The following is an 11,717-nucleotide window of genomic DNA, read 5'->3' on the forward strand; positions in this document are numbered from 1 at the left end:
GTCTTGTGTGTGAGAGCGCACTTAACTTTGGCGGGGAACAGCGCTTACTAGGCGCGGTCGTACTAGCATGCCATTCAGTAATCCAACCCTGACGCGAGACGTTAACGCTATCAGCGCTTAGAACAATGAAACCTGTCATTTTCAATGGGCATTTTGGCTGGCTGCATCCGGCCGACGGTAACAAGGGCGTGGTGCTTTGTAACCCCTTCGGACACGAAGCAATGTGGCTGCATCAAGCGCTGCGCGAACTCGCGCAGCGTCTGGCCGCACGTGGCGTTCCGGTTTTGCGTTTCGATTATCGGGGGACAGGCGATTCCATTGATTGCGAAGGTCTGGTGTGTCCCACCGATTGGGCGGACGAAGTTATCGAGGCAATCGACTACTTGAGGAGCATCACCGGCATAGAGCGGGTTTCCCTCGCGGGGTTTCGCTTGGGCGCAACGGTCGCTGCGTGGGCGGCGCGCAAGCGCGAAATCGAATCAATTGCAATGCTCGCGCCGGTTCGGTCGACGCGTCTTTTTTGGCGCGAAATGAACATCCTGAATCAGACCTGGAGACAGACTTCAGGTGTTGGCGAAGACCATGAGCACACGCCGCCTGGGGCGCGGGACATCCTGGGCCATAGGGTCAGTGCGCGGGCGCTTGAAACAATCGGCGATCTCGACCTGTGCAATGAGGCACAGGTACCCGCGCAGCGGATCCTGATCGCTCACAGCGGCCAGCGCGACGGCAGTCACGCGCTCAGTGCCCACTATGAACGCAACGGCGCCTGCGTGGAGTCTGTAGCCTTCGAGAACTACACACAGGTACTCCAGACCGCATGGCTAACCGAACTCCCGGAATTACTGTTGAACAGGGTGGCGGACTGGCTGTCGGAGGGGGTTGAGCCGTGTGTCCGGGCGCCGGCAGTGTCGGTTGATGCGCGCCCCGTTCTTGTCAGCACGTCCGCAATGGAATACCCGCTGCACATGGGGGACGAGAGCGTTTTTTGCATCCTGTGCGAACCTGCCGTGCGGCGAACAGCGCGTGAGCACACGCCCTTGCTTCTAATCGCCAATACGGCCGCCACGCATCACGTCGGCGACGGACGTTTTGGTGTGGAACTCGGACGGGAACTTGCGAAGCGCGGTTTCGCCTCACTGCGAATCGACGCCGAAGGGCTTGGCGACAGTTGTTGTGCGGCACGCACCGGCGGACCTGGCCAAACGGTCCTCGATGCGATGGGGGGGGATTTGTCCCGCGCGGCGGATTGGCTTGCCGGACGCGGTTACCGTGACGTTGTAGTGTTCGGCATCTGCGCGGGGGCATACGCGGCGCTGCAGGCGACGAGACTGAACCGCGCGGTGCGTGGACTCATTATGGTCAATCCGGTCGCCTTTGTTCTGCCGGACGGATGTACGATGCAAGGCGCGGCCGAGCGTAGGCCGGGGTCGCCGCAAGTGCTTCTGCGCTCCATGATGCGCGCCGGGAAGTGGCTCGAGGTGATCCGCGGCCACGCGCGGCTTGGACCCGCCCTGCGCACGATGTGGCGGCACGCAGTTGCGTATATACAGGACATAGTGGCGGACTGGAGTGGCGAAGCGCTGTGCCCGGCGCCGGAAAGCCACGAGGTCCGCAAACTGTTTCAGCGACTGGACGTTGACGGTGTTCACGTTCGTCTGCTCTTTAGCCCCCGGGACCATAGCCTCGGCGAACTTCATATGCACTTTGGCGTGAATGGTCGCCGCTTGAAAAAGCTCTCGCGTGCGCATGCACTTATTGTTCGCAACATGGACCATGAGGTGCTGAGTCGGATTGCGCGGGAAGATGTGATGGCCGTATGTGAGGAGCTGCTACGCGCGGTATCCCTTGCCGCCGTCACAGACAAAAAAATCTCTTCCGTACCGAAAGCGGTCAGCGCCGCAGTTGCATCGCGCCCAACTCATGGCGCCATCGGCGCTGGAAAAAGTAGAGGCGCGAGTCGCGGATAGGACGTCCCGGCAAGTTCTCCTCGGGGCCAAAAACTCGCCGTAACGGACGCAGTTCTGTCTAACGCGGTTCAACCGCTTGCGCCTTGCTCCACTGCGTCACTTCGGACGCGTTGCTGTCGATCCAGCTGGAAACGGGGACGACCTTGCCGTGACAAATCACGATGAGCGCTATAGCGATCGCGGCGAACGGCGTGGAGTCGCGCATCGAGAACTTCCCGACTGAAAAGCTGCGGACACGTGACTGAGCCATCAAGCTGCATGTCATGCCAGCGATAACCGTGCCGAGCAGCCAGCCGGTCACGACTTCGGCGGTTGAATGCAAGCCCATGAGGACCCGCGATACGCCGATCGCCAATGCGCAAACGAGGCCGAACAGATAAGCCAGCACAATAGTGCGTGGTTTTGCCGGAGTCGCGCAGAGGCCAAAAGTCGTAGGATAGACCGCGCTGGCCAGCATGGAATGACCGCTGATGACCGCAAAGTTCAGCGCGGGTATTTCGACCCCCCAGCCTGTGTGAGCAATCCTGCTTGCTGCGACGGCCAATACCCCCACGCTAAAACAGCACGTCCAGGCAACCAATGGTCGCCACGCCCGCGTCGCTACAAGCCACAGCATCACGACACCCGCGAGGAGCGACGTCAAGTAAGGATCACCGAAATTGGTTATATAAGATAGCAGCCGCACAGTAACTCCTTATGGTTGGATAGGTCGATTGACTTGCCTACAAACGTATTGGCGCGATCTGGCGCAAATTGGCGTTCAGCGAGAAACGAGGCGCTACGCACGCCTTACTGATGCACTCAACGGCCACGCTAACCCGGTCTTCGCTCAAGCTTTTACGGGCGGCTTGAGCACTCCCGGGGACGCGCAGGCCCCGTGCTTTTAAGATGCTTTGCCGGCTTATCCGCTCGGCTGGCGACCCGCCTGACCGACAGGGAAGACCGGGCCTTAATCCCCTGACGTGCATGCCGTAGCCGGTTCGCACCATTGCTGTCACGTGTTGTTCCATTTTCGAGCGTATAACACGATTGTGTGATTTAAACTATGCGGCTGGGGACCGACGCGGGACCAATACGCTGCTCCGCGATCTCGATGTTTCTGTTCATTGCCGCAGGAATGCTGTGACCAGCGCGAGCGAACCAAGACGCGCGGCGCAAATAAAGGCGATAGTTTGGCGGATGCTGACGTGGATAATGAATAACCCTAGGAACGATCAGGAATCCGCGCTATTCGTCTGATTTAACTTGTTCCATTTCGGAGTCGGGAGGATGTGGTCAACATGTGCAGTCGTTTGAAACCATTAAAGAAGTCGTGGTATAAGCGTCTTTCCTGATCGCCGACAACGGTCTGTACGCCAGACCGCTCAACTGTAGTTTGCAAACGGACGCTACCTCGCAGTAAAGAATGGGAGACGCGTCCAAGTGGATCTTGCCGCCTCGGCAACGGGGTCTGTCTGATAGTCAGCACCTGATTTGGTGACGTTCAACTTAGCTGACAAGTCAACATAAATTGCTGTTGCGTGGGACTCGATTTTATTTACCGATCCGCCTACGACAATTTCAACTATCCGCATACGAAACGCGGTAATAGATCCTGACAATCCTGGGTAAATGATCATCAACAGGAAAAGGTTGCGATTTGAATAAACAGTTTTATCGGTCGTTAGTTTATGTTTCCCGTTCACCCGAGCGGGGGTTGTGTGACAAGCTCGGACAACGCGGCTGGGACGTCGCGGTGCTGAGGTCGGGCCGGGAGGCCAGAGCTTATCTCGCCGCGCACCATCCGACTGTAGGCGTGTTCGACTTCGCGAGCGGCTTCTCGTCACACGAACTTGCCGGTTTCAAATCTTGTTTCGCCACGGCGGGGATAGGCTGGGTCGGCATCCTGGCCGCGCTTCAGCTAACGAACGAACTTCAGCGAAGTGTGATCCGCCGGTATTTCTCACGGTTTGTCACCGTTCCTTATGAACTAGACAGCATTGCCGATGCTATCGGTCATGAGCACGGCATGGTGGTACTCAACGCGGAAACAGGTGCGCCCACGGTGCGCGATGAAATAGTCGGTACCTGTCCTGCAATGAAAGATCTGTTTCGCACCATAACCAAGGTTGCGAACAGCGAGGCGCCCGTGCTGATTTCCGGCGAGTCGGGTACGGGTAAGGAATTGACGGCCATGGCTATTCACAAGCGTTCGGTACGGCGCAATGGCCCTTTGGTAGTGATCAATTGTGGGGCGCTTCCTTATCATCTCGTGCAATCCGAGTTATTCGGATATGAACGTGGAGCCTTCACGGGTGCATTCCAACGTAAAATTGGCCGCATCGAGGCCGCGCACGGCGGCACGCTGTTCCTCGATGAGATCGGTGATCTTCCATTGGAAAGTCAATCTATCGTGCTGCGTTTTCTGCAGGACAGGAAGATCCAGCGGCTCGGAGGTACGGAGTCGATCGATGTGGACGTGCGGATCATTGCCGCAACTAACGTCACGCTTGAAAAAGCCGTCGCAGAGCAAACGTTTCGCGAAGATCTCTATCACCGGCTGTGTGTGCTACGCATTGCTGAGCCGCCGCTCAGGAAGCGTGGTGAGGACATCGAGGTACTTGCGTATCACATGCTGGAAAAATACCGCTCTGACGCCTCTCATCAGATCCGCGGATTCTCCGACGAAGCGATCAAGGCGATGTACGCGTATAGCTGGCCCGGCAATGTGCGCGAACTCGTGAACCGCGTCCGTCGCGCGATCGTGATGTCGGATGGGCGCGTGCTTGGCCCGGCCGATCTGGAACTGGACTCCATGCTGAGCGAAGGCAACAACACGCTGACCCATGTGCGCGAAGCCGCGGAACAAAAGGCGATTGAAGCAGCGCTCCGCCGTCATCGCGGCCGGTCACGTCCCGCAGCCCGCGAGCTCGACATCTCGCGTGCGACGCTGTACCGGCTGATGGCGAACTACGGCGGCCGTGCGCACCAGGACAGCACTGCCGCTTCCATGCGGATCCAGGCTGTCCCTGCCGCATGCGACGAGGAACAGTGCAAGAGTCGAAGGAACGCTACGCCAAAGTGGTAACGCCACATTCCCAAGCGGATCCTTCGGCATCATCTCCCAGACGGCATCCCATGAGCCGACGCCGGACCAAGAAGAATCCATCGGCACAACAACTCCGCAGGTGCCTTTACATTCACCCTTCTTGCTGCGAAATACCTCTTCTCTGATTCAGACAACGAGGGGTGAAACACAACATAAGTTGATGAAAAGAAAAAGAGCTGCTCTGTGCGGAGTCGAACTTAACGTTTTGCGGCGTAAGTACGTAATAGACGGAAAGCTTTCATCTCCGTTTATTCGTGTGATGTTTAAAGCGGTTATTCGTCTGGCTAGAAATAAAAACAAAGGATTACGAATTAATGGTGCGCTCTGACGTCCGGAGGCGCCAGGGGTTCGTTTGTTCAATAATGAGACACTTTTTGGCCGAAAGACGTGTTTTAATTCTGCCGCCTCGCGAGCGCAGGCGGGGCATCTAGGGGCCCCTATATTCCGCCGTTTCCCGCAGGATATGTGTTTCCCCTGCGGGACGCTGCGTCGCAGCAATTATCGCGCCCGTGTCACAGAAATGTTTGCAGTTCGCGAAGTCGTTCAGATTTGAGACGGTTCGCTCGCATAATCGCGATCAAATTTCGAGTGTTGATAATAAATGTTTTTAAAAACAAGCACTTGAAATCGATGGCATGGGTCTGGCTAAAGCCCGTCTGCCCTCTAGGTGTAATGTCTTGTGGCACTACTTTCTGGTGCTTCAGTCGGACCCTTGCAGTGCAGTAATTTTTGGGCGGTAATCCGTTCCCTCACACTTCGCATGCCTACCCGGCGTGCGAGGACCAGCCGGAAATGACTATGCTCGACTTTACGAACGACCAATTCGCGAACCACCTGCTGGCTGTCGTACCTAAGCACGAACTGGCAACGCTGGCTCCTCATCTCAAGCTCCTGCAACTACGCTCTGGCCAATTGCTCTCGGATTCAGGCGAAACCGTCAAACACGTGTATTTTCCAACTACCGCTATTGTGTCGATGGTCTTTCTGATGGCGGACGGTGCGACTGCGGAAGTCGCTGCTGTAGGTAACGAAGGTGTAATCGGCGTGCCGGTACTGATGGGCGGAGCAACGATGCCCAACCGCATCGAGGTACGAAGCGGCGGCTACGCGTACGCGATGAACGCTCAGGTATTCAAGCGAGAGTTCGAACAGCACGGCCCGCTCCATAAGCTGATGTTGCTGTATATCCAGGCGTTACTCACGCAGATCGCGCAGAATGCGCTGTGCAATAGACACCATCACATCGTCAAGCAGGTTAGCACCTGGCTCCTGCTGACACATGATCGACTGAAAGCCGACGAACTTGCCGTCACCCAGCAGTTGATCGCGACCATGCTCGGCGTTCGTCGCGAAGGCGTGACCGGAGCGGCGGGTAAGCTCCAGGATGCCGGACTGATCAGCCTGCGTCGGGGTCACATTACGGTGTTAGACCGCGAAGGCCTGGAAGAACGTGCCTGCGAGTGCTATGGCATCGTCAAACGGGAATTCCGGCGGCTGTTGCTCGCTAGCGCAACGGAAGCCGAGGACTGCACCTCGACTTCGTCAGGGCGGCCGTTCTATCGCAGAGAAAGCATGGACTTGGCGCGGTTTGCAGCGGGCGCTGAGGCGTAAGCGCTGCGGCATCGAGAGTGCTTACGGTTTTAGTCGATTCGGGGCCGGCCTTAATTGCCGCTTTTGTCGTGATTGCCCGTCCGCAATATGGCCGCTAGCCAGCGCCACGTCGTGCGCTTGCGAAATGGCGAACGTCGGCGCGGCCCGCCTGCGCCGTCAATTTGCCGCCTAGCCTCGACTTCATCGCGCGAGAGTGAGCGGTCCGTTCGTTCATCGGTGCGCCGTGCGGCCACACACAGCGAAACGGCAAAAATTACCGCAATAACTTCGAGTATTGCGAGGATGGTAAGGAGGTGCATGGCGTCACGCGAAGTCGCGCTGGAGTGTGGAGGATATCGGATTGACGGTCTAGTCTGACATACGGCGCAAGCCGCCTATTTTTGAAAGAGCCGCCGAAGTATGCCTCTGTTCGGCGGATACACGCGGTCCGCGGTCGGGTGGCGGCGCGCTCAAATTTGAGCTTCGAATCAGTTATTGATGATCCTGCGCGAAACTGCCGGAAGGGTCTGTGTTCGAAGCCGCACATTTCTCCAGATTGGTGGCGGCTACAGTCGTTGCGCGAAGTGCTCCTTCAGTCCCTTACGTCGATGCTCAAACGCAGCCTGCTTGCCAACTATGCTGGCCAGATTGTTACCGTGGCGCTCGGCATCGTCACGGTGCCGGCGTACGTTCGCTGTCTCGGCATCGAGGCCTATGGTCTGATCGCGCTCAACGCGGTGATGCAGGCGTGGGTGCAGATTCTGGATCTCGGCCTGTCGCCTACCTTGTGTCGCGAACTCGCACGCGCGCAGGATGAAGGATCGAGAAAGGAAGCGGGTGTCTTCCTGCAGTCGCTGGAAAAATTCGTGGCGGGCATGTGCGCGCTGCTCTTTGTGCTGTCGCTGTTCGCCGCTCCTTTTTTCGCAAAGGACTGGTTGCATGCGACCGGACTGTCCACGCACGAAATCGAAATCGCGTTCGTGCTGATCGTCTTGACGGCGTCGTCGCGTTGGCTTTCTTCGGTCTATCGCGGGGGCATGGTGGGCATAGACAGGCAAGCCACGCTCAATGTTGTGATCGTGGGCTTTGCCGTCATCCGGGCTGTGCTGGTTATTCCTGTCATCGCGAGATGGCCGCGAATCGAAGTGTTCTTTTTGTGGCAGTTGGGCGCCATTGTCGGTGAAAGCTTGAGCATGCGCTTTCTGCTTGGACGTGTGATCAGGGCGCCCCTGTTCACGCAAGTTTTTTCGCGCGCTGTGCTGACAGCGCGCTCAGGTTTGTCGCTTTCGATCGCATTCACCGCGCTCGTGTGGGCCACCACGACGCAGATTGACAAGGTCGTTTTGTCGAAGATGCTGTCTCTCCCAGCATTCGGTGCGTTCAGCATGGCGACGCTCCTTGCCAGTGGGATCCTTCTGCTGGCGAATCCTATTCTGCAGGCGTTTGTTCCACGGTTTGCCGCCGACGGCGTGGACGAAAGCCGGCGCATCGTACCGAGCTATCTCCTCGCGAGCGAGATTACGATGATCGTGGTCGTGCCGGTCGCAATGATCTTTGCGATGGTGCCTGAACTCGTTCTCAGGTTGTGGTCGGCGACTGCGCCGTCGACGCCGGAAACCTGGCGCATCCTGCAGTGCTATGCAGTGGGAAATGCCTGTTCCGCAATTGCGGAGTTGGCTTTTCTCGTGCAATACGCACGAGGAAATCTGTCGCTGCAGATCAAGGGAAACGTCGCTTTCCTTGTCGTCCTCGTGCCGGCGGTTCTATTTGGTTCATTAAACGACGGGGCCGTCGGTGTCGCGTATGCGTGGCTTGCGCTAAGCCTTTTGCGCGTATTCCCATGGGTGGGTATCGTGCACCGTCGATTCCTGCCCGGCATCAACATGAGGTGGTACGGGGAAATGGTCGTGCGCGTCGCGGCGACGGCATTGGTGGGCGTCGCATTTCACTATGCCGCCGTGAGGTTCGCATCGAGAGCGCAGATTCTGGTTTTCATTTTCCTCATGTGGCTGTCCATGATGGTGGTCATTGTCGCTGTTTCGCCGATCTCGCAACGTAAGGCGCGTAATTTCGCCGGGCGTCTGGTCTTCAACTGAAGTCAGCCGGAAGACCTTCTGTGCGAATCCGAACCGAAGGGTATGAGGGCGCCGCCTAGCATCCGTAGCAATGGTGCACTGCAGGTGCATTGCGGGAAGATCACGCCACGTTAGTTGAACGGTTGAATCTTGGAGGTACTGCGATGAGGGTTGCAATTGTTCACGAATGGCTAGTGACATTTGGCGGGTCTGAGCGAGTGGTTGAACAACTGATCGAGTGCTTCCCCGAGGCAGACGTTTTTAGCCTGATCGACTTCATGGAGGATCGTACTTTCTTGAAGGGCAAGAGGGCCAAGACTTCGTTTTTGCAGAAACTACCGTTCGCCAAACGGAAGTATCGCAACTATCTGCCGCTCTTTCCGCTGGCGATCGAGCAGTTCGACTTGTCTGCTTACGATCTGATCATATCGAGTTCGCACGCGGTTGCGAAAGGCGTGCTGGTGGGACCAGATCAACTTCATATCAGCTATGTCCACTCGCCCATCCGCTATGCGTGGGATCTGCAGCATCAGTATTTGACGGAAGCAAATCTGACGAAGGGCTTCCGTTCCTTGTTCGCGCGCGTTGCATTGCACTATCTGCGCACGTGGGACGTACGTACGGCAAACGGAGTCGATACGTTTGTCGTCAATTCGGATTTCATTGCGCGACGTGTCAATCGTGTGTACCGCCGCGATGCGACGGTCGTCTATCCGCCGGTCGACACTGAGGCCTTCGGCTTGCGCACGGATAAAGAGTCGTTCTACGTTACTGTCTCCAGAATGGTGCCCTACAAGAAGATGGATCTGGTCGTGGAGGCATTCTCACGCATGCCCGACCGTACGCTCGTGGTGATCGGTGACGGTCCGGATATGGAAAAGGTCCGCACGAAGGCTGGACCCAACGTCATCATCATGGGGCATCAACCGTTTTCGGTCCTCAAGGACTACCTGCAGCGTGCGCGGGCGTTCGTTTTCGCCGCGGAGGAAGACTTCGGCATTTCAATCGTGGAGGCACAGGCGTGCGGCACACCTGTGATTGCGTTCGGTAAGGGCGGAGCATGCGAGTCTGTGATCGACGAAACGCAGCCGCATCCGACGGGTGTGTTTTTTGAAGAGCAAACCGTCGAATCGCTGCAAGCTGCGGTGCTCAGATTCGAAGCGAGCGCCCATATATTTTTGCCCGAGAGTTGTCGCGTCAATGCGGAGCGGTTTTCCGAGGCGGCTTTTCGGCGTGGGTTCCTGGCAGTAGTGCTGAAGGCAATGGAATCGCATCAGAATTTGCGGGTCTGGCGCAAGTTCCGTGCGTCGATTCGACCGCCGGTGCGCGCGATAGCGGTAGAGGACGAACCGGCCGAACTCGGTGTCTCTTCGCTTCGCTCCTAATCGGGTTCGAAAGTCTGCCGGGGGCTCAATACGAGGAAATGCCAAGTGAACTCAACCATCAGAATCGAGTATTCGTCGCTACCGGAACTGTACGTCAATCCATTTCCGGCCCTGACAAACAAAGTCGCGCTTGCTGCGGCAGACATTGTCGGCTTTACTGTCGCGCTTCTGGTGACGACTCGCGTGCTGGGCAGTTTTGCTACCGAGCCCTCAAAGAGCGGTTGGGCGATCGTCTCGCATCAGCCCATGCTGATCTACCTGGCGCTGGCCTGCATTGGAACTGCGTGGTTCTGGGCAAGGCTGCGGCACTACACGTGTCGCAGGCCGATGTGGCGTGAACTTCAGGAAATTTTCCACATGCTGATCGTGCTCGCGGTCGTTCATCTGGCGTTGACGGCGCTCACCAAGGGAACGTTTTCGCGCGGATGGTGGGCATTGACCTGGAGCGGCGCACTGGTCCTCGTACCGGCATTCCGCTCGCTCACCAAGCGCGCGCTTGATTGGGCGAATCTGTGGAAGAGGCCGACGCTGATTATCGGTTGCGGCGAAAGCGCGTTGGAAACGAAGCAGGCACTGTCAAGCCAGTCGTTTCTGGGCGTGGACGTGATCGCATATGTTGCGCCCGACGCCGATGCAGCCGTGGGTGAACAGGGCATCTTTTCCCTCGACGCTCCTCTTTTGCAGGGACTGACGCCCGCGACGTTCAGATCGTTGCCCGGCATACAGGTTGTGATAGCGTTGGAGCACGATCATCGGGCCTTGCGCGACATGTGGGTTCGTGGACTCACGAAGTTCGGCATTCGAGACGTAACCGTGATGGCATCGATGCGCGGCGTGCCCTTGTGCGGCACCGACATTTCGTACTTCTTCGGCCATGAAGTGATGATGCTGCGCGTGCAAAACAACCTTGCACGTTTTTCAGCCAGAGTGCTCAAGCGGATCTTCGACGTGGCAGTGGGCGGTTTTCTGTTATTCATGCTGCTGCCTGTCTTCGCGGTCATTGCGGCTCTGGTGGCAAAAGACGGTGGTGCCGCGTTCTTCGGGCACACTCGAATCGGACAGAATGGCAAGAAGTTCAGCTGCTATAAATTTCGCTCGATGGTGCCGAATGCCGACAAGGTGTTGAAGGAATTGCTCGAACGGGACCCCGTCGCCAGAGCGGAATGGGAGAATGACTTCAAACTGAAAGACGACATCCGGATCACGCCGATCGGCGCGCTCCTGCGCAAAACGAGTCTCGATGAATTGCCGCAGCTGTGGAACGTGCTGCGCGGAGACATGAGTCTGGTGGGGCCCCGCCCCGTCATTGAGAAAGAGATTCTGCGGTACGGGGAGGATGCTGCCTACTATTTGCTGGCAAAACCCGGTATGACAGGTCTCTGGCAGGTAAGCGGCCGCAATGATACGGACTATGCGCGCCGAATCTTCCTGGACGCATGGTATGTGAAGAACTGGTCGCTCTGGTACGACATTATGATTATGCTGAAGACCGTTGGTGTGGTGGTTCGGCGTGATGGGGCATATTGAATTTTGGCGTGTGATTTCTGGCACGTCAAAACGACTTTTATCTTTTATCTTTTATCTTTTCACCACAGCGGAGCACGGTACT

Annotated in this window: 6 protein-coding genes and 1 pseudogene; 6 read left to right on the top strand and 1 reads right to left on the bottom strand. The window is 57.2% G+C overall.

All coding sequences use genetic code 11. The features are described 5' to 3' along the window. The first annotated feature begins 125 nt into the window (after window positions 1-125). Entirely contained in the window at window positions 126-1,970 is a 1,845-nt protein-coding gene (locus tag SB772_RS14340; RefSeq protein WP_410833898.1) for an alpha/beta fold hydrolase, read from the top strand. Between the two features lie 58 nt (window positions 1,971-2,028). Here the strand turns inward: SB772_RS14340 and SB772_RS14345 are convergent, their stop codons facing one another. After that, window positions 2,029-2,655: a phosphatase PAP2 family protein gene (locus SB772_RS14345; protein ID WP_410833899.1), complete on the bottom strand. Its 627-nt coding sequence runs from the start codon at window positions 2,653-2,655 to the stop codon at window positions 2,029-2,031. Between the two features lie 954 nt (window positions 2,656-3,609). Between SB772_RS14345 and SB772_RS14350 the strand changes: the two genes are divergently transcribed. From SB772_RS14350 to wbaP, 5 genes and pseudogenes are all read left to right on the top strand, one after another. Beyond that, complete coding sequence (locus tag SB772_RS14350; protein WP_410833900.1) at window positions 3,610-5,037, top strand: sigma 54-interacting transcriptional regulator; 1,428 nt, start codon at window positions 3,610-3,612, stop codon at window positions 5,035-5,037. Between the two features lie 819 nt (window positions 5,038-5,856). Beyond that, window positions 5,857-6,669, top strand: a complete 813-nt coding sequence (locus SB772_RS14355; protein ID WP_410834011.1) for a Crp/Fnr family transcriptional regulator — start codon at window positions 5,857-5,859, stop codon at window positions 6,667-6,669. A gap of 563 nt (window positions 6,670-7,232) precedes the next feature. Further along, window positions 7,233-8,744 carry a lipopolysaccharide biosynthesis protein gene (locus SB772_RS14360; RefSeq protein WP_410834012.1) on the top strand — a complete coding sequence of 504 codons (1,512 nt, stop codon included), beginning with the start codon at window positions 7,233-7,235 and terminating at the stop codon, window positions 8,742-8,744. Between the two features lie 143 nt (window positions 8,745-8,887). Then, a pseudogene (locus tag SB772_RS14365) lies at window positions 8,888-10,099 on the top strand (glycosyltransferase family 4 protein); the annotation flags it as partial. A 54-nt stretch (window positions 10,100-10,153) separates the two neighbouring features. Continuing rightward, entirely contained in the window at window positions 10,154-11,635 is a 1,482-nt protein-coding gene (gene wbaP, locus SB772_RS14370) for an undecaprenyl-phosphate galactose phosphotransferase WbaP (RefSeq protein ID WP_410833901.1), read from the top strand. Window positions 11,636-11,717 lie beyond the last annotated feature (82 nt).

The organism is Paraburkholderia sp. SIMBA_030 (assembly GCF_046535245.1).
In the GTDB taxonomy this organism is placed as follows: domain Bacteria; phylum Pseudomonadota; class Gammaproteobacteria; order Burkholderiales; family Burkholderiaceae; genus Paraburkholderia.